The 21,448-nt window shown below is 64.8% G+C and carries 17 protein-coding genes, 1 tRNA gene and 1 pseudogene; 6 read left to right on the forward strand and 13 right to left on the reverse strand.

Annotation, left to right across the window (positions count from 1 at the left end; all coding sequences use genetic code 11):
* Positions 1-118 precede the first annotated feature (118 nt).
* Both ABMA59_RS07575 and ABMA59_RS07580 read left to right on the forward strand, forming a co-directional pair.
* A complete protein-coding gene (locus ABMA59_RS07575; protein WP_349004729.1) occupies positions 119-586 on the forward strand; it encodes a CYTH domain-containing protein in 468 nt (155 codons plus the stop codon).
* On the forward strand, positions 583-1,509 hold the full coding sequence (locus ABMA59_RS07580; RefSeq protein WP_349004730.1) for a CHAD domain-containing protein: 927 nt from the start codon (positions 583-585) through the stop codon (positions 1,507-1,509). The genes ABMA59_RS07575 and ABMA59_RS07580 overlap by 4 nt, the downstream gene beginning before the upstream one ends.
* 193 nt (positions 1,510-1,702) lie before the next feature.
* On the opposite strand, the gene ABMA59_RS07585 is transcribed toward ABMA59_RS07580, so the two are convergent.
* Positions 1,703-3,877: a putative bifunctional diguanylate cyclase/phosphodiesterase gene (locus ABMA59_RS07585; protein ID WP_349004731.1), complete on the reverse strand. Its 2,175-nt coding sequence runs from the start codon at positions 3,875-3,877 to the stop codon at positions 1,703-1,705.
* 136 nt (positions 3,878-4,013) lie between these two features.
* Entirely contained in the window at positions 4,014-4,727 is a 714-nt protein-coding gene (locus ABMA59_RS07590; protein WP_349004732.1) for a phosphatase PAP2 family protein, read from the reverse strand.
* A 163-nt stretch (positions 4,728-4,890) separates the two neighbouring features.
* Here ABMA59_RS07590 and ABMA59_RS07595 point away from each other — a divergent pair, with 163 nt between their 5' ends.
* The gene (locus ABMA59_RS07595) at positions 4,891-6,891 is read left to right on the forward strand and encodes a PhoX family protein (protein WP_349004733.1); all 2,001 of its coding nucleotides are present in this window, start codon (positions 4,891-4,893) and stop codon (positions 6,889-6,891) included.
* A 41-nt stretch (positions 6,892-6,932) separates the two neighbouring features.
* Here the strand turns inward: ABMA59_RS07595 and ABMA59_RS07600 are convergent, their stop codons facing one another.
* Positions 6,933-7,268, reverse strand: coding sequence for a hypothetical protein (locus ABMA59_RS07600; protein ID WP_349004734.1), 336 nt, complete (start codon positions 7,266-7,268; stop codon positions 6,933-6,935).
* A gap of 187 nt (positions 7,269-7,455) precedes the next feature.
* Between ABMA59_RS07600 and ABMA59_RS07605 the strand changes: the two genes are divergently transcribed.
* Positions 7,456-8,160, forward strand: coding sequence for an SDR family oxidoreductase (locus ABMA59_RS07605; RefSeq protein WP_349004735.1), 705 nt, complete (start codon positions 7,456-7,458; stop codon positions 8,158-8,160).
* 18 nt (positions 8,161-8,178) lie between these two features.
* Here the strand turns inward: ABMA59_RS07605 and ABMA59_RS07610 are convergent, their stop codons facing one another.
* Both ABMA59_RS07610 and ABMA59_RS07615 read right to left on the reverse strand, forming a co-directional pair.
* Positions 8,179-8,637: a Ros/MucR family transcriptional regulator gene (locus ABMA59_RS07610; protein ID WP_349005211.1), complete on the reverse strand. Its 459-nt coding sequence runs from the start codon at positions 8,635-8,637 to the stop codon at positions 8,179-8,181.
* A gap of 324 nt (positions 8,638-8,961) precedes the next feature.
* A tRNA-Leu gene (locus ABMA59_RS07615) sits at positions 8,962-9,046 on the reverse strand.
* A gap of 307 nt (positions 9,047-9,353) precedes the next feature.
* On the opposite strand from ABMA59_RS07615, the gene ABMA59_RS07620 reads away from it, so the two are divergent.
* Both ABMA59_RS07620 and ABMA59_RS07625 read left to right on the forward strand, forming a co-directional pair.
* Positions 9,354-11,072, forward strand: coding sequence for a type I secretion system permease/ATPase (locus ABMA59_RS07620; RefSeq protein ID WP_349004736.1), 1,719 nt, complete (start codon positions 9,354-9,356; stop codon positions 11,070-11,072).
* Positions 11,073-11,168: 96 nt separating this feature from the next.
* Positions 11,169-12,488 carry an HlyD family type I secretion periplasmic adaptor subunit gene (locus tag ABMA59_RS07625; RefSeq protein WP_349004737.1) on the forward strand — a complete coding sequence of 440 codons (1,320 nt, stop codon included), beginning with the start codon at positions 11,169-11,171 and terminating at the stop codon, positions 12,486-12,488.
* A 483-nt stretch (positions 12,489-12,971) separates the two neighbouring features.
* Here the strand turns inward: ABMA59_RS07625 and ABMA59_RS07630 are convergent, their stop codons facing one another.
* The 8 genes and pseudogenes from ABMA59_RS07630 to ABMA59_RS07665 form a co-directional block, all read right to left on the reverse strand.
* The gene (locus ABMA59_RS07630) at positions 12,972-14,174 is read right to left on the reverse strand and encodes a polysaccharide biosynthesis/export family protein (RefSeq protein ID WP_349004738.1); all 1,203 of its coding nucleotides are present in this window, start codon (positions 14,172-14,174) and stop codon (positions 12,972-12,974) included.
* A 406-nt stretch (positions 14,175-14,580) separates the two neighbouring features.
* A pseudogene (locus ABMA59_RS07635) lies at positions 14,581-15,195 on the reverse strand (2,3-bisphosphoglycerate-dependent phosphoglycerate mutase); the annotation flags it as partial.
* Between the two features lie 32 nt (positions 15,196-15,227).
* Positions 15,228-16,040, reverse strand: a complete 813-nt coding sequence (gene dapB, locus ABMA59_RS07640) for a 4-hydroxy-tetrahydrodipicolinate reductase (protein WP_349004739.1) — start codon at positions 16,038-16,040, stop codon at positions 15,228-15,230.
* On the reverse strand, positions 16,037-17,881 hold the full coding sequence (locus ABMA59_RS07645) for an ABC transporter ATP-binding protein (RefSeq protein ID WP_349004740.1): 1,845 nt from the start codon (positions 17,879-17,881) through the stop codon (positions 16,037-16,039). Before ABMA59_RS07645 ends, dapB begins: the two co-directional genes overlap by 4 nt.
* Before the next feature lie 134 nt (positions 17,882-18,015).
* Positions 18,016-19,032 carry a glucokinase gene (locus ABMA59_RS07650; protein WP_349004741.1) on the reverse strand — a complete coding sequence of 339 codons (1,017 nt, stop codon included), beginning with the start codon at positions 19,030-19,032 and terminating at the stop codon, positions 18,016-18,018.
* A 25-nt stretch (positions 19,033-19,057) separates the two neighbouring features.
* Complete coding sequence (locus ABMA59_RS07655; protein ID WP_349004742.1) at positions 19,058-19,273, reverse strand: hypothetical protein; 216 nt, start codon at positions 19,271-19,273, stop codon at positions 19,058-19,060.
* Positions 19,274-19,309: 36 nt separating this feature from the next.
* Positions 19,310-20,401 carry a penicillin-insensitive murein endopeptidase gene (gene mepA / locus ABMA59_RS07660; RefSeq protein WP_349004743.1) on the reverse strand — a complete coding sequence of 364 codons (1,092 nt, stop codon included), beginning with the start codon at positions 20,399-20,401 and terminating at the stop codon, positions 19,310-19,312.
* 108 nt (positions 20,402-20,509) lie between these two features.
* Positions 20,510-21,427, reverse strand: coding sequence for an SDR family oxidoreductase (locus ABMA59_RS07665; RefSeq protein ID WP_349005212.1), 918 nt, complete (start codon positions 21,425-21,427; stop codon positions 20,510-20,512).
* Positions 21,428-21,448: the final 21 nt, after the last annotated feature.

Raw genomic sequence — 21,448 nt, forward strand, 5'->3', positions numbered from 1 at the left:
GGTGAGTTTTGCGCGAGACAGGGGCTCACCAGCCGCTGTATCCTGAGCCCCCAAAAAGACAATGGGGGTCCCGGCTGCCGGACCCGTACTCCGTGCGCAAGGCTGCGTGAGTAGTCATATGGCCAAGGAGATCGAGCGCAAGTTCCTGCTTAAGGACGATTCCTGGCGGAACCTGGCGGAACCGTCGAGAGCCTTCCGGCAGTTCTACCTGGCGGTCGGGCCGGAGCGTAGCGTCCGCGTCCGTATCATCGGCGACAGCAGCGCGCGGCTGACCGTCAAATTCGGCACGACGCCGGTGCGCGACGAGTTCGAATATCCGATCCCGATCTCCGACGCCCGCGAGATGCAAGATTTCGCGATCGGCACGATAATCGTCAAGCAACGCTATATCGTCCGGCATGGCGGCTATGGCTACGAGATCGACGTGTTTTCCGGTGCGCTGGAGGGCCTGGTTGTCGCCGAACTGGAGACGCCCGATACTGTCGGGGATGACTGCCTGCCAAGCTGGCTGGGGCCGGAGGTTACCGGCGACAGCCGCTATTCGAACGTGGTGCTGGCGCTCAGCGGAAGGCCCGATTCGATATGACCGCGCCTATCGACCCGCGCGAACCGTTGTCCGCGGAGGTCCGACGGATCGCCGCCGACGAGACGAGCACCGCGGTGGCGGCGCTGGAGACGGCGCGAACCGACCCGAGCGAGGGTTTTCACGAATGCCGCAAGGCCATCAAGCGGCTAAGAGCGCTGTGGCGGATGGCGCGCGCAGGGGACGAACCCTATTGCCGTGCGCAGGACGCCAGCCTGCGCCGCGCCGCCAAGCTGCTGGCCGGTCCGCGCGAAGCGACGGCATTGATCGAGACCGCCGACAGGTTGGCGCAAGTTGCCGGAGACGATACGGAGGCCAATGCGGTCGCGGCGTTGCGTGCCATGCTGGAGGCCCGCCGGAGCACGCTTATGGGTTCCTGCCTGCATGTCGGTCCGGCGGTTGCCGAGGCGACGGCTTTGCTTTCAAAACTCGATTTTACGTCCATGCGAATGCCGGACGTACCGGCAACCGCCGCGGACGTGCTGGAGATCGGCGTGCGAAAAGGCATGCGGCGTGCCTTGAAGGCGCTGAAAGCGGCAGGCGAGACCGGAGAGGCAGAGGCTTTTCACGACTTGCGCAAGGCCGTGAAGGCGCTGTCGCTGCAGGCACGGCTGCTGAAGCCGCTCATGCCGGATGCCGGCAAGCGCGAGCGCAAGGCGATGGAGGCGTTCGGCGAGAGGCTGGGCGAACTCAACGACCTGCATGTAATGGATGCGCTGCTCGCAGCGGAAGGCGTCGACTTGGTCGGCGCGGAGGCGACAGCGCTTCTGCGCGAGCGGATCGCTACCGAAACACAAAAACTTAAGCGGCGCTGCCTGAAGGCAGGAGCAAAACACCTCGAGCACAAACCCGCACCGGTCGCGCGCGAACTTGCGGCGCGTTTTGAACGGCGCGCCAGCAAAGCCCGCAATCGGCAAGCGGCCTGACCTGGAGCGGCTTGCCGGCAAGAGCCAGTTCGCGGCGCCAAGAGCTATCGACGGCAAACAGGCGGGCAGACCCGGAGCATTTCCGACCAGAGGCTTGAGACGGGCGGCAGCCCGTCGGCACAATACCAGTGGCTTCTTCCTTTGACCGTCGGAGCCGCGCTGCAACGGCGCGGCATCGTGTCGACGGTTCGGCTCAGCGCCCTCCACCTGCCGCATTGCGCGCCGCCTTGCCACGAGCGAACCTTTCGAACTGCGCTGACGACAGCGGCGGCGACATCAGCGGTCCCTGGACTTCGAGGCATCCGAAGGCCGCCAGCGCCGTTCTTTGCTCGGCTGTCTCGACGCCCTCCGCCGCCACCCTCATTCCAAGCGCGGCGGCCATTTCCGTTACCGATTTGACAATGGCTGCCGCCGGATCGGTGCCGCCCAAAAGGGCGACAAAGGAACGGTCGATCTTCAGCTTGTCGACGGGATGGCGGCGCAGGGTCGTCAGCGAGGAGGCGCCGGTCCCGAAATCGTCGAGACAGACGCGGATGCCCGCCTCGCGCAGCGTGCGCAGCGCGGAGATCGTGGCGCCGTCGCCATCGACGAGCACACTTTCGGCTATCTCGATCTCCAGCCGGGAGGGCGCGAGGCCGTGATCCGCAAGGATGTCGAGCACCAAGGCGGCCGACCGCTCGCGGCGGAGGAAAGCGGGCGACAAGGCCACGGCGACCCATGGCGCACCGGTGTCCGCCAGGAAGGCGCAGACGGTTCGAAGCATTTTGCGCGAGAGTTCGCCGATCATTCCGCGCTCCGCGGCGATCGAAACAAGCTGCGCGCCCGGGAGGCTGCCCTGCCCGCCTCGGTTCCAGTTCAGCGTCGCCACGGCGCCGACCAGCGTCTGTCCGTCCATCGCGAAAACCGGCTGGTATGCGAGGTCCATCGGACCGTCGGCGTCGAGCGCCTGGCGCAGTTCGCGCTCGATCAGCAGCTTGTGCTTCAGAATGTCGTCCATGTCGCCGGCGAACACCTGGTAACAGGACCGGCCGCCGCGCTTGGCTTCGTAGAGCGCGATGTCCGCCTTGCGCAGCAGCTCCTCGGGCTCGGTGCCGAATTCAGGGGCTATGGCAATGCCTATGCTGGCGCTGATGAAGACCTGGTCACCCATCAGCTCGAAGGGTTCGCGCAAGTCGGACAGCATGCGGCTGGCGGTCTCTTCGGCCGTCCTCAGGTCGCGAATGTCGACAAGGATGACGGCGAATTCGTCGCCGCCGACACGCGCCACCGTATCGATTTCACGGATGGCGTCGCCGAGACGCGCGGACGCCTGCTTGACCAGCAGGTCGCCGGCTTGATGGCCGAGCGTATCATTGACGTGCTTGAAGCGGTCGAGGTCGATGCAAAGCAACGCCATGTGTCCGCGCCCCCGCCGCACGGCCGCGAGCGCGCGGTCGAGGCGGTCCTCGAACAGGGCGCGGTTCGGCAGTCCGGTCAGCGTGTCGTGGAAAGCCAGATATTGGGCGTCGTTCTGGCTTGTCTGGAGCGCCTGGGACGCACGCCGCAGGCGGCGCAGCAGGAACGCCAGCAACAGCAGCGACAGCACGCCGCCGGCCACGATGGCCGGCCCCGCCCGCACCAGCAGCGCAAGGCCGGGCCGGTCGGGCTTCCATGTCAAGTACCCCAGCGTCTTGCCGGATGAACCCGTCAGCGGCATGCTGGCGGGGATTCCCGGATCGGTCGCGGCCAGTCCCATCCCTTCCAGCAGGTAATGATCGGCGATGCGCTTGATCAGGGCAGCGTCGACGAGCTGCACGGATATGTCGACATATTCCGTGCCCGGCTGGATATCGAGGCGTTGGGAGTCCGGGATGAGCGGCTGGACCGCGACGAGGGCCGGCTTGCCGCTGAGCAGAACGAGGTCCTGGACGATCTTGCTTTCCTGCGACTCGTCGCCTTCGGACTGGGCGCGCGCCATGCGCTCTCGGAGCGTCGCGACCAACGGCAGGAGGACCGCGGACTCATCGTCAAAGGCCGCGGGCGGCAGCGTCTGGCCGTCCTTCATCACATGGATCGCACGGTCCTTGCCGTCGAGGATGTAAGTCCGGTCGTGACCGTAATAGGAACTCATCCATTCGCCGAGATTGTCGCGCATCCAGTCCTGGTTGCCGGCTCGGGCATTGATAACCGAATCGTCCCAGACCGTGACGCTCTGCTGCTCGCGGATCAAGTCGGTGAGTTGCTCGGCAAGACCGCTGCGGACAAAACTCTTCTGCCGCTCCAGCGCGATTGCGTCGACGCTGAAGACGGCATAGATCGCCAGAGCAAGGATCAGCATCACCGAGACAACAGCGACGGCGATCACCGAGAATGTGACCTGCGCCGTCAAGGGCCGATGTTTTTCCTGTTTTCCCATCACCTCGGGGCCAGACCATCCGGTCGGCCGATTCTACCGCCTCCGGTTAAAATCGCGTTACGGTGCGGAAAGTTGCGCGGGATCGCTGGATTGCGGTGAAAGCGGCGCATCAGAGCGAGCCGCTCTGTGGATAGGGGGCCGCTTGCCGCCGGCTGAGCACCCACTGCGCCACCAGCCAGCAGGCCATCGCCCAGGCGGCTCCCGCGCACCAGCCGGCCAGCACGTCGGACGGCCAGTGGACGCCGAGATAGACGCGGCTGGCGCCGACCAGGAAAGTGGCCAGCACGGCGAGCAGCAGGAGATAAATGCCAGCCGCGCGGTTCGGGGCGACGCGGGCGGCGAGCGCGCCCAGCGTCAGATAGGTGACGGCCGACAGCATGGCGTGGCCGCTCGGAAAGCTCAGCGTGTAGACATCGGCCAGGTGCGGCACCAGTTCCGGGCGCGGCCGGTCGACCCCGAGTTTCAGCAGGCTGCTGAGCAACTGGCCCCCGGCCACCGACACCAGCACGAAGAGCGCGGCGGCGCGGCGGCCGGTGAGCAGCAGGTAAAAGATCGTCGCGGCCGTGACGAAGATCAGCACGCTGGCGCTGCCCAGCGCGGTCATGTCGCGGACGGCTTCGGGTAGCCATAGCGGGCCGATCGGAACCGAGGGGTCGCCCGGCTGCCGGAACGCCAGCAGAATGGCGCTGTCGAACCCGTGCGGCTCCGCGTCGCGGGCGATTTCCGCCATCTCGACAAAACCGTACAGACCTCCCGCAATCGTGATTGCCGCGAGAAGCACCGAGAATTCGACCTTGCTTGCGATTGTCGCGATGGGCGGCATGCCCGAAATCCCGGTTCCTAGCTCGTGTCGGCTGTGCCTCACCTATGGCAGCCCGCCCGCGACCGCAAGCCGGCGGAAGCGAGTTGTCATCAAACTGTCAGGCGGCGCGGCTAGCTGCGACGGCGCATCTCAAGCCAATTTTTCGCAGCCAGAGGTCGTCGCGATGAACAATGAACTTCCCGAAAACCGATTCCCAACCAGCCTGCTCGAGGAAAATGACGGGCCGGGCCGCAACCCCACCGACAACCGCACCATGGGCGAAATCATCGCCGCGCGTTTCTCGCGCCGCGGCTTCCTGCGCGGTTCGCTGGCCGTCTCGGCGATCGCCGCCACCGTCAGCCCGCTGGCGCTGATCACCGCCGACAACGCGCGCGCCGCAGGCGGCTCAGCCTTCAACTTCGAGGAAGTCGAAGCCGGCGTCGACGAAAATCACCATGTCGCGGCGGGTTATGACGCCGACATCCTGCTGCGCTGGGGCGACGCGCTGTTCGCAGACGCTCCCGAGTTCAAGCCGACGGCGCAGACCGCGGCCGCGCAGGCAAAGCAGTTCGGTTATAACAACGACTATGTCGGCTTCATCCCGATCGACGGCTCGTCCGAGCACGGCCTGCTCGTCGTCAACCATGAATACACCAACCCGCATCTGATGTTCCCGGGCTTGGTGACGATCGAGGAAAAGGACGGAAAGAAGGCGATCAAGCAGGCTCCGCTCAGCAAGGAGCAGGTCGACGTCGAGATGGCCGCGCATGGCGGCACCGTCGTCGAGATCCGCAAGGTCGATGGCAAGTGGCAGGTCGTCAAGGACGGCAAGCTCAACCGCCGCATCACCTCCAACACCGAGATGCAGATCACCGGCCCGGCCGCCGGCAGCGACCGGCTGAAGACCAATGCCGACGCGACCGGCACGAAGGTGTTCGGCACCTTCAACAACTGCGCCGGCGGCGTGACGCCCTGGGGCACCTACATCATGGCCGAGGAGAACATCCACGGCTATTTCTCGGGCGAGCTGCCCGCCGACCACAAGGAAGCCGCCAACTACAAGCGCATGGGCATTCCGGAAGGCGCCTATGAGTGGGCCGCGCACTACGACCGCTTCGACGTCGCCAAGGAGCCCAACGAAGCCAACCGCTTCGGCTGGATCGTCGAGGTAGACGTCAACGACCCGACCTCCGCGCCGAAGAAGCGCACGGCGATGGGCCGCTTCAAGCATGAGGGCGCCGAGTCGATCGTCAACAAGGACGGCCGCGTCGTGTTCTATCTCGGCGACGACGAACGTTTCGACTATGTCTACAAATTCGTGACGGCCGGCACCTACAACGCCGCCGACCGCGCCGCCAACATGGACCTGCTCGACGACGGCACGCTCTATGTGGCGAAATTCTCCGAGGACGGTTCGGTCGAATGGCTGCCGGTCGTCTTCGGCCAGGGTCCGCTGACCGCTGATAACGGCTTCGCCAGCCAGGCCGACGTGCTGATCGAGACCCGCCACGCCGCCGACCTGCTCGGCGCCACCAAGATGGACCGCCCGGAAGACGTGCAGCCGAACGGCGTCAACGGCAAGGTCTATGTCATGCTGACCAACAACACCAAGCGCAAGGCCGAGCAGATCGACGCGGCCAACCCGCGCGCGGAAAACGCCTTCGGCCACATCATCGAGATCGCCGAGGACGGCGGCGACTTCGCCGCCACCAAGGGCAAGTGGGAAGTGCTGTTGAAGTGCGGCGATCCTTCGGTCGCCGATGTCGGCGCCACTTTCTCGACCTCGACCACCGCCAATGGCTGGTTCGGCATGCCCGACAACTGCGCGGTCGACAGCGCCGGCCGGCTGTGGGTCGCCACCGACGGCCAGGGCCCGAAGGCTACGGGCCGCACCGACGGCCTGTGGGCTGTCGACACCGAGGGCGACGCGCGCGCCACCTCGAAACTGTTCTTCCGTGTGCCGGTAGGCGCCGAGATGTGCGGCCCGCTGTTCACGCCGGACGACCAGACCGGTTTCGTCGCTGTCCAGCATCCCGCCGATGGCGGTGACGACTGGAAGCCGTTCGGCCGTCCGTCTTACTACGAGGACCTGTCGACCCGCTGGCCGGACTTCAAGCCGGACATGCCGGTGCGCCCGTCGGTGGTGGTCATCACCAAACAGGGCGGCGGCAAGATCGCGGTTTGATATTTTCTCCCCGGGGCGCCGGTTCTGCCGGCGCTCCGATTCTATCTGGCGAGGGCAGGTCCGAGCGTGATCAGCCCGACCGCGACGATGGCCAGCACAATGCCGACGTGCTGCACCAGGGTGAGGTGCTCGCCGAACCAGAAGAGTGCGATGACGTTGACGGCGACGAGCTGTATCACGGCCGACAGGCTGAAGGCGGAGGCCATGCCGAATTCGCGCACAAGCCTCAGCATGATCAGGTTGCCGCCGGAATAGAGCGCCAGCGTCAACAGCAGCTTGCCGAGGCCGGGCGCCAGCGCCCAGGATTTGGCGACCGTGGCCGCCAGCAGGAAGACGACGGTTGAGGCCGCAAGCTGCAAGAATCCAGATAAGGTCACGCGGTTTCCCCTTTTGCCCCCGGGCGCAGCGCCACAGCTTTTGCGCGATCTCTCTGTCAAGCCTGCGAAGCCGTCAAGATGCGGGCGAGGCTTGGCGTGGGCCAACCCGGCCTTCCCGCCTGCTCCAGCCGCTAGCCGAGGTTGCCTTTCGGCGCTACAGCGGTGCGAACGAAAAAAGGAGGCCGGCATGGCGGAGAAAAAAGTCGCGATCATCACGGCGGGCGGCAGCGGCATGGGCGCCGATGCGGCACGCAAACTGACGGAAGAGGGATTCAACGTCGCCATCCTGTCCTCCTCGGGCAAGGGCGAGGCGCTCGCCGATAAACTGGGCGGCATCGGCGTCACCGGCTCCAACCGTTCAAATGACGATCTGAAGCGCCTGGTCGACCTGACAATGGCGAAATGGGGCCGCATCGACGCGGCGGTGAACAGCGCCGCCCACGGCCCGCGCGCGCCGGTGCTGGACCTCACCGACGAGGACTGGCACACCGGAATGGAAATCTACTTCCTCAATGCCGTTCGCGTCGCGCGGCTGGTGACGCCGGTCATGCAGGCGCAGAAGTCCGGGTCGATCGTCAATATTTCGACCTATGCCGCCTTCGAGCCGGAGGCATTGTTCCCGACCTCCGGCGTATTCCGCTCCGGCCTTGCCGCCTTCACAAAACTGTTCGCCGACAAATATGCGCCGGACAACGTTCGCATGAACAATGTGATGCCCGGCTTCATCGACAGCCTGCCGGAAACCGGCGAGCGCCGCGAGCGCATACCGATGGGCCGCTATGGGCGGATGGAGGAAGTGTCGGAACTGATCGCTTTCCTAGCCGGCGAAAAGTCGAGCTATATCACCGGCCAGAATATCCGTGTGGATGGCGGCATCACGCGGTCGGTATAGCCCGCGACAACGGTCGCTTCAGGCTGTGGCAGCCTTACGGCGGCCGCGCTTTGGCGGCGGCGGAGGCGGCTCCTTGGGCTTGCGGCCGAGGCCCATCGTCTTGGCCAGTTCCGAGCGCCTTGCCGCGTAGCTGGGCGCCACCATCGGATAGTCGGCCGGAAGACCCCATTTCTTACGGTATGCCTCCGGGGAGAGACCGAAGGCGGTGGCAAGGTGGCGTTTCAGCGAGGTGAATTTCTTGCCGTCCTCCAGGCAGATGATGAAATCGCCCTGTATGGACTTCTTGATCGGGACCGCCGGCACGAGAACCTCAGGGATGGGAGGCGCTTCGACAGGCGACAAGCGATTGAGCGCGTTGTGAACGTCATCGATCAGACCCGCGAGTTGCGGGACGGGTACGGCGTTGTTGGAAACATACGCCGACACGATTTCTGCCGTCATGCTGACCAGATAACCGCGTTCATTTTGTTCTGGCATCCAAATGTCCCCTATCTGGAAATTCGCCATTGGCGACCCAAACGCGATAGACCCGGAGTAGAGCCGGCGCAATACACGATTTGCGAAGGCATTTGCGCCGCAACAATCTGGGCGTGCTATGGTGTACCGGCGGTAAACCCCTGAAACCGCTGCGCGATCTCCGCTCGCGGCCGCACGCGCCAGACGTGCGCAGAGGTACGATTGCGCGGAGCACAACCATTCTGCCTATCCAGTAGGCAGCCACGCAGTCCTATTGCCGAGGAAGGAATAACCAAACGGTTGATAACGTTACGTAAAGCGGCATTCAAGCTCGGTCGAGCAGAATGGTGCCCAGAAGAGGACTCGAACCTCCACTCCTTGCGGAACACGGACCTGAACCGTGCGCGTCTACCAATTCCGCCATCTGGGCAACGCGCGCTGATGTAAGCGGGCAAGCTGCGGGTGTCAACGCGCTTTTTCGCGAAGTTCGATACTCGCCGAAAAGCCATCCGACCGGATGGCCTGGCTATCACAATGTTCGGTATCCATATCCCGGTTCGAGCTTGCGCCTGAAACGGCTGAAACCATCGGTTACGTGAGCCGCCTTTCCGCGACATTGCCGTGAAACGCATTCGGCATTATAAGGTGGCCCAAGGCTTGGGACGGCGCAAGGCAATGGTATTCTGTTGCCTTGCGTGTTCACCCCACCATTCTCCCGTTCTCTTGCAGGCTGTCGAATGAAGTCCAAGAATACATTCTTTGAAGCGCTTCGTAGCTACCGGGCCATTTTGTTCTCGGTGGTCGTGTTCAGCGCGGCGATCAACATGCTGATGTTCGTCGGTCCGCTTTACATGCTGCAAGTGTACGACCGGGTGCTACAGAGCCGCAGCGAGATGACGCTGCTCGCCCTCACCGGCATCGCGGTGGCGATGCTCGCCGTCTACGGCGTGCTCGAATGGCTGCGCTCCCGTGTGCTGGTGCGCGCCGGCCTGCGCTTCGACGAGATCGTCGCGAAACCGCTTTTTTCGCGCGTGGTTACCACGACGCTGCTGCAGCCCAACGCCAAATCCGAATTCGCGCTCAGCGACATCGACCGCCTTCGCGAATTCCTGACCGGCACCGGGCTGATCGCGCTGTGCGACGTGCCGTGGGTGCCCGTGTTCCTGGTGGTCTGTTTCATCTTCCATCCCTGGATCGGATGGCTGGCGACCGGCGGCGCGCTGCTCATTTTCGTGCTCACGCTGCTCAACGAGATACTGACCAAGAAGACGCTCAACGAAGCGAGCGTCAGTTCGCAGACGGCCCAGCATTTCGCCAACACGACCCTGCAGAACGTCGAGGTCATCCGGGCGCTCGGCATGGAGCAAAGCCTGCGGACGCGCTGGGCAGGCATGCATCGCAAGATGCTGGAATTGCAGGCGACCGCCAGCGACCGCGCCGGCGTGCTGATGTCGACGTCGAAATTCGTGCGCATGGTGCTGCAGACGGCAATCCTCGGCCTCGGTGCTTACCTCGCGCTGGAAAACCAGATCACGCCCGGCATGATGATTGCCGCCTCGATCATGATGGGCCGCGCATTGGCGCCGGTGGATCAGGTCGTCGGCCAGTGGAAGCAGTTCATCGGCGCCCGCCAGGCCTATGGCCGGCTGAAGGACATGTTTACCCGGCTTCCCGACGAGGAGGAGCGCACGAAACTGCCGCGTCCGCTTGGAGCGCTCGCCGCCGAACAGATCGTCGTCGCCCCTCCCGGTTCGCGTACGCCGATCGTCACCGGCGTCAATTTCGCGATCGAGCCCGGCGAGGCGATGGCGCTGGTCGGGCCGAGCGGTGCCGGCAAATCGAGCCTGGTACGTGCGCTTGTCGGCGTTTGGACGCCGCTGGCCGGCGCGGTGCGCCTCGACGGCTCCGAACTCAGCCACTGGAACAAGCACGAGCTTGGCGACTATCTCGGCTATCTGCCGCAGACCGTCGAACTGTTCGCCGGAACGATTGCCGAGAACATCGCGCGGTTCAAGGAAGCGGACGCGGAGGCGATCATCCTCGCCGCCAAGCGCGCCGGCGTGCACGAAGTGATCCAGGGCCTGCCCGACGGCTATGAAACCCAGATCGGCGTCAGCGGGCGCCAGCTTTCCGGCGGCCAGAGGCAGCGCATCGGGCTGGCGCGGGCGCTGTTCAACGACCCGGCCATCGTCATCCTCGACGAACCGAACGCCAATCTCGACATGGAAGGCGAGGAGGCTCTGCTGCGCGCTCTGCGGGATCTGAGGGAACGCAAGCGGACCGTCATCTTCGTCAGCCACAAGATCGGTCTTTTGGCGCTCAGCGACAAGGCGCTCATCCTGGCGGACGGCCGCATGCGCGCCTTCGGTCCCACCAAGGACGTGCTGCAGCCCAAGGCGGTGTCGACGCTGCCGTCGATCGAGGATCAGTCGCGGCCGCGGGCGCTGGTCAACTAGCAACATGGCGCGGGCGGGACGCTCAACAAAAAGCCGCGATTTCAGGTCGAAGATTGCGCCGGCGCGGTTCGCGTCCGCGAACGACGGGATAAAACGATGAAACCGAAGAAGACGCCGGAAACCAAGGAAAAGAGCTTCTCGCCCGCCCCCTATGTGGTCGCCGGCTACGCGACGATCGCGCTGGCCTTCGGCGTCTTCGGGACCTGGGCAGCCACCGCGCCGCTCGCCAGCGGCGTCGTCGCGCACGGCGTGGTCGTGGTGTCCGGCAACCGCAAGACGATCCAGCATCTGGAAGGCGGCATCATCTCCGAGATCCTGGTCAAGGAAGGCGACATCGTCGAGCCGGGCGACGTGCTGGTGCGTCTCGACAGGACCCAGGCCGTCGGCAACTTCACGGTGCTGACCGAGCGTCTGGCGCTCCTCCAGGCGGCCGAAGCGCGGCTGGTGGCGGAAAGCGTCAATGCCGACCAGATCGAATTCCCGCCGCAACTTCTGGCCAAGCAGGGCGCGGAGGAAGCGCCCTATGTGAAGCTCCAGCGCACGATGTTCCGCGACCGCAAGGGCACCAAGGACGGCCAGACGAGTATCCTCACCGCTCGCGCCAGCCAGTTGGAAGAGCAGGTGCGCGGCCTGGTATCCCAGCGCAAATCGCTGGAGGATCAGCGCGATTCGCTCGTCCAGGAAATCGAGCGCATGCAGGAGGGCCAGAAGAACGGCTACGTCTCGACCAACCAAGTGGCGCAGTTGATGCGCGGACGCATGGAGCTCGAGGGCAATCTCGGCCGTGTCATCGCCGACACGGCGGGCGCCAACCAGTCGATCGCCGAAACCAAGCTGCGTGTCATCCAACTTGGCCAGGAATTCGTCGAGCGCGCCGGCACCGAACTTCGCGAAACCCGCGACCAGATCGCCGAGGTTTCGGAGCGCGTGAAGCAGGCGCAGGACATCCTCGACCGCACCGTGATCCGCGCGCCGGTGCGCGGCATGATTCAGGACGTGCGCGTCCACACCAAGACGGGCGTCATCCGCCCGGCCGAACCGCTCATGGAAATCGTGCCGCTCGACGAGGAGTTCATCGTCAATGCGCGCGTCCGCCCGGTCGATGTCGACACCGTCATGGTCGGCGGCGCGGCGGAAGTCCGCTTCCCGTCCTTCTCAAGCCGGACGACGCCGGTGATCTTCGGCACGGTGGACGTGGTGTCGCCGGACATCATCCAGCCCGAGAACCCGCAGATCGAGCCCTACTACACGGCCCGCATCAGCGTCAGCGAGGAGGAGATTCCCGACAGCCTGCGCGGGCGCCTGCAGGCGGGCATGCCGGCCGAGATCATCGTCTCCAGCGGCGAACGCACCATGGTCCAATATCTGGTCAAGCCGCTGACGGATGCTTTCTCGAGGGGCATGCTGGAGGAATAGGACTTTTCGTCCTCCTCCTCCTCAGGACAATCCGCGGCCTCGAGCATGCCGTACCCCATCGGCCCCATCCTGCCGGGGCCGTTTGGGCCAAATCCAGCGGACTTCGTTCGTCTTGTCCGGGCCATCAGCCTGCCCCGCGACGAAGCCTTGACCTTATCCAAAACCGTCACAGGCAGAACGAGGCCCGGTCGGTTCGACACGCTTTAGGGCCACTGCTGGCCGGCGACCACAACCGGCATGCTCATCTGTTTGGACCTGAGCAGGCGACGTCTGCGAATGTCTCTGGCCACTGCTTGAAGCGCCGAGCGCCAGGAGCGCGGTTGCCCTGCCCGGAGCCCACGAGGGCGTCGGCGCTTACGACCAGTGTTGCCTCTGGTAATCCCTTGCGGCCCGCAACAAGCGATGCAGCTTGCCGCGTGCGCTAAACCGCGAAATGGTCCGGTCCGGCATCGACGCTGCCGCCGGACAGCGGTCGAATGTCTGCTATTCGAACGTGCTTACCGCGCGCACGATCACGAAGGTCTGCGCAACCAAGGCCAAGAACCGCGTTATTTCGACCGTGGGGTGCTGCGACAGGAAGAGCACATCCTTGTTGCGGATGGGGAAATTCTGGCCAACCAAGAACGCACCGGGCTGCGACATGTCGATGCGGTAGACGATCGGATACATGTCGGACGAATTGGACTGCATACCCTTCGAGGCGAGCTGCCTGAACCGCTCCTCGCCCAGCACCGATTTCAACACCGCGCCATACTCGTAGCGGAAGATGAAAAGACCCTTCGGATTGGCTCGCGCGGGATCGGCGCCACCGGCAAGCGCGGCGGCCTCGATGACGCTGATGCTGGCTGCCCCGAGCGGAATCTTGGCAGATTTTCCGGTCGCGCCAAGAACCGAGAAGCTCTGCGGATCGTGGGTCAGGAAGAGCTGGTCGCCGGGCCGGGCGTAGATGTTTTCGCGTGGCTGCTCGATCAGTGTCTGCAGCAGCGCCTTTCCGGTCTTGCCGCCGCGCGTCAGGGTGACGAAGGTGTCGTAGGGCGGTTCACTGGGACCGCCCGCCTTGGCGATGACTTCCGTCAGGCGCTCGCCGGACAGTCCAAGCGGAACGACGGACGGCTTGCCGACGACGCCGTTAACGGCGACAGTGCGCGACGAATTCTCAGCGAGACTGACGATGACGTCGGGCTCGACCGCGCGCGTCTTCAGAGACTCCACGATAGAGCCGCGCACCCCTTCCAGCGTGTTGCCGGCGAACTGCACGGAGCCGATGTAAGGCACCGGCGCGCGCCCGTCGGGCTGCACGGTGACGGTGACGTTGGTCGCCTTGTTGTCCTGCGTCGAAAACAGCCCGTCGGGCCCGGCTTCGAAGATGGTGATCTGCACCACGTCCCCGACGCCGATGGTCGGATTGCCGCCGCCGCCGCCCAGGCCGAACGTCTTGTTGAAGGACGGGCTGCGATAGGCCGAGACGATCGATGCGACGTTCTGGTCCATGTCGACGATGTCGAAGACGGACTTCTGCGGCTTGCGATAAGTTTGAGCCTTATTGGCCGAGGCTGAGATGATCGCCTCCATGCCGGGCCCGGCGCTCGGAAAGCAACCCGCCAACAAAAGCGGGACCGCGGCGACAGCGATCACCTTGCCCAACACGATGCGCGTGCGGGCGGCCTGACCCTCAAATGTCCGCATTACTGCGTTACCTGCAAAATCAACGTCCCCATGGCGTGTCGAATCTTCCCCTCGCGGGTTCCATCCGGACAGCACGCGGACTCATGACGGACTGCACCGGACCCGTCAACGCCTAACTGCCCGAGGTCATTAGGATTGAAACTGCAGCGTAAACGCTTTGCTAACCGACCGGCCGGCGCCGGCCGAGAGACGCTCTTCCAACCCATTGTTTTCAAAGGCCTTGCGCACGGCGTGGCGAATTGGGCACAGCGCGCGAGTTTCTTGCCGCCGGAGGGCCGGCTAGGGTCTGAAACGGGGGTCCGCGGGGACTCGGCAGGGTCGAAAACGTCGTGTTTTCGCCTCAATCCGCAGCCTGGCCGAGCCCACCGGGAAGCTGGCAACGCGGTTTGCCGGCTCTGCTTAATCCTTCGAGGGTTTCCTTGGAGGCCACGGTGGAATCGGCATTCAGCCGATAGATGATCGGCACGCCGGTGCCGAGTTCCATCTTGACGATCTGTTCGCCGGAAAGTCCGTCGAGCGCCATGATCAACGCACGCAAGGAATTGCCGTGGGCGGCCACCAGCACGGTGCCCCCGCGCAGCACATGCGGCTGCATGTCGTGCATGTAATAAGGCCAGACGCGCGCGCCGGTGTCCTTCAGGCTCTCGCCGCCTGGCGGCTGGACGTCATAGGAACGGCGCCAGATATGGACCTGCTCCTCGCCCCATTTCTTGCGGGCGTCGTCCTTGTTGAGGCCCGAGAGGTCGCCATAGTCGCGTTCGTTGAGCGCCTGGTCGCGGATGGTTTCGAGACCGCTTTGGCCGACGGCGTCGAGGATATGTTGGCAGGTCTTTTGCGCGCGCTTAAGCACAGACGTGAAGGCTATGTCGAACTTCAGCCCCCGCGCCTTGAGCTTGGCCCCGGCGGACTTCGCCTCGGCATTTCCCAGTTCGGTCAGGTCGACGTCACGCCAACCCGTGAACAGGTTTTCGAGATTCCATTCACTCTGCCCGTGGCGGACCAGTACCAGTGTTCCCGACATGAATTTCCCCTTGCTGGAAGCTGAATGCGCGGTCAGGCCAGTCCCAGAACGTCGCGCATCGAATAGAGGCCGGGCTTGCGGCCGTGCGCCCAAAGCGCGGCCTTGACCGCGCCGCGCGCGAATATGGCGCGGTCCTCGGCGTGGTGAGACAGCTGTACGCGCTCGCCAAGGCCGGAGAGATAGACGGTATGTTCACCGACCACCGAGCCGCCGCGCAGCGTGGCGAAGCCGATCGAGCCCGCCCGGCGGGGGCCGGTGTGGCCATCGCGCACCCTGACATCGTTGCCCGAAAGCGGAACGCCGCGGCCCTTTGCAGCCGCCTCGCCAAGCAGCAGCGCCGTGCCCGATGGGGCGTCGACCTTGTGCTTGTGATGCATTTCCAGAATCTCGATGTCGAAATCCTCGGGGCCGAGCGCCTTCGCCGCCTGCTCGACCAGCACGGCGAGCAGATTGACGCCGAGGCTCATGTTTCCGCTCTTGACGATGGTGGCGTGCCGCGCCGCGGCGGCGATCTTCGCATCGTCCTCGGGCGTGCAACCGGTCGTGCCGATGACGTGCACGATACGCGCCTGCGCGGCATAGCCGGCAAATTCGACCGTGGCAGCGGGCGTGCTGAAATCCAGAACGCCGTCGGCCTTTGCGAAGACGGGAAGGGGATCGTCGCCGATCGAGACGCCCAGCGTGCCGACGCCAGCCGTCTCGCCGGCATCGCGGCCGAGCATCGGCGACCCCGCGCGTTCGACCGCGCCGACGATCCGGGCGCCGGGAATATCAGCTACGGTGCGGATCAGCGTCTGCCCCATCCGCCCGGCCGCGCCGACCACGACCAGTCCCATGCCGCTCATGCGACCGCTCCTTTCGTAGACCGCTTGGCCGGAGCCGGAGCGCGCTTGATATCGTTGACCAGGCCGAGCCCTTTCGAGCTCTGCACGCGGTGGTACCGCGTATAGACACCATGCGGATCGGCGAGCAGCGACTGGTGCGTGCCTTCCTCGACGACCCGTCCGCTCTCCAGCACGACGATCTTGTCCGCGTTCACCACCGTCGACAGCCGGTGAGCGATGACGATCACGGTCCGGCCCTTCATGATGACCGCCAGCGCATCCTGGACGCGGGCTTCCGATTCCGTGTCGAGCGCCGATGTCGCCTCGTCGAGCAGAAGGATCGGCGCGTTGCGAACGATGGCGCGCGCGATCGACACGCGCTGACGCTGTCCGCCTGACAAGGTCACGCCGTTCTCGCCCACCTGCGTGTCATAGCCTTGCGGCTGCTCGCGAATAAAGCCGTCAGCGGCCGCCAGTTCCGCGGCCGACCGCACCTCGGCATCGGTCGCATCCTCGCGGCCGTAGCGGATATTGTCGGCGATCGAGCCCTCGAACAGATAGGGTTGCTGCGAGACGAAGGCGACCTGCTTGCGCAATGAGCGTTTGGTTACCTTCGCTATGTTCTGTCCGTCGATCGTGATCGTTCCGCCTTCGACGTCGTAGAAGCGTTCGAGCAAAGCCGTCAGCGTCGACTTGCCGGCGCCGGAGGCGCCGACGATTGCCGTTGTCTTGCCGGCCTCGGCGGTGAAGGTGACGCCGTGCAGGACGGGCAGCTCCTCGCTGTAGCCGAAATGGACGTCCTCGAAATTTATCTCCCCTCTCGAAACATCGAGGGAAGAAGCATCGGGCGCGTCGCCCTGCTGCGGCTTCAGATCGAGGATTTCGTAGATCATGCGCGCATTGACCAGTGAGCGCTCCAGGCCGACCTGGGTGCGCGCCAGCCGACGTGCGGGATCATAGGCAAGCAGCAGCGCCGTGATGAAGGAAACCAACGCGCCCGGCGGCATCTGGCTGTAGACCGAGCGGTAGCCGGCATAGGCGATGACGCCGGCAACCGCGAAGCCCGCCAGCATTTCCGAGATCGGCGTCAACCGTTCCGAGATGCGGTTCATCTTGTTGTTGCGTGCTTCGGCATCCTTGATCAGCTTGCCGATGCGACGGGAAAGCTGATCCTCCATCGTGAACGCCTTGACGACCGCAATGCCTTGCGTCGCCTCCTGCATGGCGCCGATCAGCCTGGAATTCACCTCGACCGCTGAACGGGTGATGCTGCGCAGGCGCCGCATCAACCGGTTGACGGCATAGATCAACGGCGGCCCGATCAGGAAAGCGAAAATGGATAGAACCGGATCCTGGTACACCATGACGGCGACAAGGCCGATCAGAGACACGAAATCGCGGACGACCGCGGTGAGCGTCTGGCTGAGCAGGTCGCGGATGCCACCGACATTGGCGTTGACCTGGGCGGCGATCCGGCCGGATCGAACCGATGTGTGGAAGTCGACGCCAAGTCGCATCAGATGGTCAAAAATGCGCTGTTGGTAACGCGCGACCAGATTGTTTCCGACCCTGGCGAGGATCACGGACTGGGCATAGGATCCAAAACCGCGCAGCGCAAATATTCCGACGACGAAGGCGCAGATTGTAAAAATCTGGCCGCCGCTCTGCTTGTAGAAAATCTCGTCGACGACGCTGCCCATGACCCAGGCCATTCCGCCCATGGTCGCTCCGACCACCAGCAGCCAGGCAGCCGCCGCGGCATAGCTCCAGACATACTCTCGGCCGTTCTCGGCCAGGACTCGCCGGATGACGGCAATCACCTCGCCGGGATCGGCCCGTTTCTTTTCGGCCTTGGCTTTCAAATCGGAATCAGTCCGTCCGCGTTGCTGTTCGGTCGCCGGCTCTCCCGGCACGGCACCTCATAGCGTCATCGAAGCGGCTTGCCTATGCCTGCGGTGTGATGATTGCGGAGTGTGATATCCCTGCCGGCAAGCCCTCAAGCCCGCCAGCGGCGGCCGCGGGTGGCGACGGCGAACTGGTCCGGCTTGCGCGCATAGGCGGCAAGGCCGTTCAATGCGGCCAGCGGATGGGTGATGACATAGACCGGCATGCCCGCCATCATCTGCGAATGAGGGGCCTTGTCCTCGAAGGCAGCACGGAAGTTTTGTTCACGCAACGCCGGCACGATTTTCTGGGCGATGCCGCCGGTCAGGAAAACGCCGCCCTGGCTCTTGAACACCAGCGCAAGATCGCCGGCGGTGCGGCCGAGGCAGGTGACGAAGAAGGCAAGCGTTTCCTCGGCGATCCCGTCAGTGCGCTCCAGGGCGGCGGCGGTGATTTCGGCCGGAGTCGTGAAGCGCGGCGGCTTGCCGTCGGCGGCGCAGACCGCCCGGTAGGAATTCACCAGCCCACGCCCGCACAGAATCTGCTCGCCAGACACCCGGCCTTCCAGCCGCTCGATATGCGGGAAAATCTCGCAGTCACGCGCCGTGCGCGGGCCGATATCCATGTGCCCGCCCTCGCCCGGCACCGGAATCCAGCGGCCGTGCGACTGGATCAAGCCAGCGACACCGAGACCCGTGCCGGGGCCGAGCACGACGCGGGCAGCGCCTTCCTCCGGCGCGCCGCCGCCGATCTTTTCCATATGTTCCTCGCCGAGTGCGACGACGGCGAGCGCCTGCGCCTCGAAATCGTTGAGCACCACCACGTCGGAGAGACCCAGGCTGGCGAACATGCCTTTCGGCCGCACCACCCAGGGGCAGTTGGTAAGCGCGATGGCGTCGCCGTCGACCGGGCCGGCGACCGCAATCACCGCCGAATTGGGACGGATCGGCGCGTCGCGCAGGATCGACCCGGCAATGGCATCGTCGATGGTCTCGAAGTCGGCGGTGCGCACGATGCGCGGATCGCCGGCCTCCTTGTCCGCCGATTCGACGATGGCGAAGCGGGCGTTGGTTCCGCCGACGTCGCCGATAAGAACCGGAAACCGCAGGCCTTCTTCCTCAGGCGTCATTCTCTTTCGTCCCCGAACCGCGGCTTCAGCCGTTCTCCTGGTCGCGAAGCAACATTTCGGCGGCCGCCCGGTAAAGCGCCATCGCGTTGTCCCTGACGACGGCCTGCCGCATCAATACCTTCGCATCCACCTCATGCGGCATCGGCGCCAGCGGATCAACGAAGAAAATCAGCGTGCCCGCCTTTCCCGCCGCAATCGGCGTTCCGATCCGCCGGTCGCCACCGAGCGGGCAGCGTCTCATCGGCTGGAGAACCCTCCGGGCAAACGCCCGGAATTCCTAAGGGCGGGGGCGCGGCAGAGGAATGCCGATCTCCGGCGTGGGCGCGAAGGCATTGATCGGCGCCGATTCCTGCAAGGCCGTCTCAGCGGTCGCCGACTGGGTCGCCGCGACCTCGGGGACCGTCGCACCGGTGGCCTCGGCGCGGGCAACCGCCATGGCGTCGATGCCGGGGCCGACCGTCACGGAAGCTTCGGAAACCGGCGCAGGCGCCTGGAGAACCGCGCGGCATTCCTTCGGCAGGCTTGCCATGGTCATCAGGTCGCGTGCCTTGGGCGCATCGGGGTTCTTGTTGGGGCGCCAGGGCTCGTCGGTGAACCACCAGGCGAGCGACTTGTCGCAGCCGTCGCCCGGCGTCGTCGCTTCCTGCCGCTTGCAGCCGGGCGAGCCGGGCTGGCAGCCGATGCGGATATGGAAATGATAGTCGTGGCCCCAGAACGGCCTGACTTTCTGCAGCCAGGCTCGGTCGCCTGTGACCGTGTCGCAGAGCTTCTTCTTGATGCCGGGATTGACCAGGATGCGCTCGACCTGCGGATAGCTGGCGGCGCGTTTCAGCAACCGTTCATGCGCCGGCGTCCAGAGCTTGTCGATGACGCGATGCGTCTTTTCGTTCACCAGCGAGGTCGCGCTCATGTTTTCGCGCTCGCTGACCGTCAGCCGGCGGTCGGGCATAGGCGTGAACCATATGTCGGCGTCGAGACCGATCTGGTGCGAAGCATGGCCGGTCATCATCGGGCCGCCGCGGGGCTGTGAGATGTCACCGATGAGCAAGCCCGGCCAGCCGTCGGCGGTGGCATCGCGCGACAGTTTTTCGATCAGATTGATCATCGCCGGGTGGCCCCAGCGGCGGTTGCGGGAGAGCCGCATGGCCTGCCAGGTCGGGCCGTCGGTGGCGATGGCGACGCCGCCGGCGAAGCATCCCTTGGAATAGAATCCGATCGACTGCGGCTGGGTGGCGGCAGGCAACTTCTTGGAACCAAACAGATTTTTGGCGAGTTCCGCCGACTGGACCGGCTGGGCCGCCGGTACGGCAAGCGTCAAAACCGCCGTGACGAGGGCGGCGATGCGCGCCGCGCGTGCTAATATGTTCATGCGCTATCCCCGGCACACGCCCCGCTCTCCCAGCCTGACGACGGCTGGTTAACGCAAGGTGAATCAACGGCGTGGCGAAATTTAGCACGCGACTGGAAAAACCGGCGATCAGGAAGCCCTGATCGGGCTCCGCGCGCTGCCGGAATCGCCGGCCCAGTTGCCGCCGGCCCACATGGCATCGAAGGCGGCGCGATAATCGGGATAGCGGAAGGAATAGCCGGCGTTTCGGACCAAGCCGTTGGAAACACGCTTGTTTTCGCCATAGAAGCTGCGCGCCATCGGTGAAAGCTCCGCCGTCTCGAAGGGGGTTTCCGGCGGCGGTTCGACGCCCATCACCTCCGCCGCATAGGCGACCACGTCCTGCGGCGGGGCGGGCAGATTATCGGTGACGTTGAAAACGCCGCCGAGATTGCGCTCCGCCAGATGCCAGAGCACGCCAGCGATGTCGGCAACGTGGATGCGATTGAACACCTGATCCTTTTTGATCAAGCGCTTGGCGGTGCCGTCGCGCAGGTTGACGAAGGCGTTGCGGCCCGGCCCGTAGATGCCGGAAAGCCGCAGCACAGCTACCGGCATGCCCATCTTTTCACCGAGGGTCAGCCAATCCGTCTCGGCTTCGACCCGGCGGCGGGAGCGCAAGGAGGTAGGCCGGCACTCGGCCGTCTCGTCGATCCAGGCACCCTGATGGTCGCCATAGACTCCGACGGTCGACAGATAGCCGATCCAGGACAGGTTCGGCATGGCGCCGAGAATCGTTTCCCGTCCGGCGGCAAGCACCGGATCGCCGGCATCGTCGGGCGCGACCGAGGTGATAAGATGGGTGGCATCCGCCAAGGCACTGATAATATTTGTGGAAAATCCGCTACCGTCGAAGGTCAGCGGCGCGATGCCCGCGGCTTGCAGGGTCGGGAATTTTGCCTCGTCGCGCGTCGTGCCGGCAACGCGGATGGTTTTGTCGGGCCGCTGCGCCGCGAAAGCTTTTGCCGAATAGCCGGCACCGAAGATGAAAACCTGCATGCCCGATATGTCTCCAACAGCGCGGCAAGC

The organism is Mesorhizobium yinganensis (genome assembly GCF_040081985.1).
GTDB lineage: Bacteria > Pseudomonadota > Alphaproteobacteria > Rhizobiales > Rhizobiaceae > Kumtagia > Kumtagia yinganensis.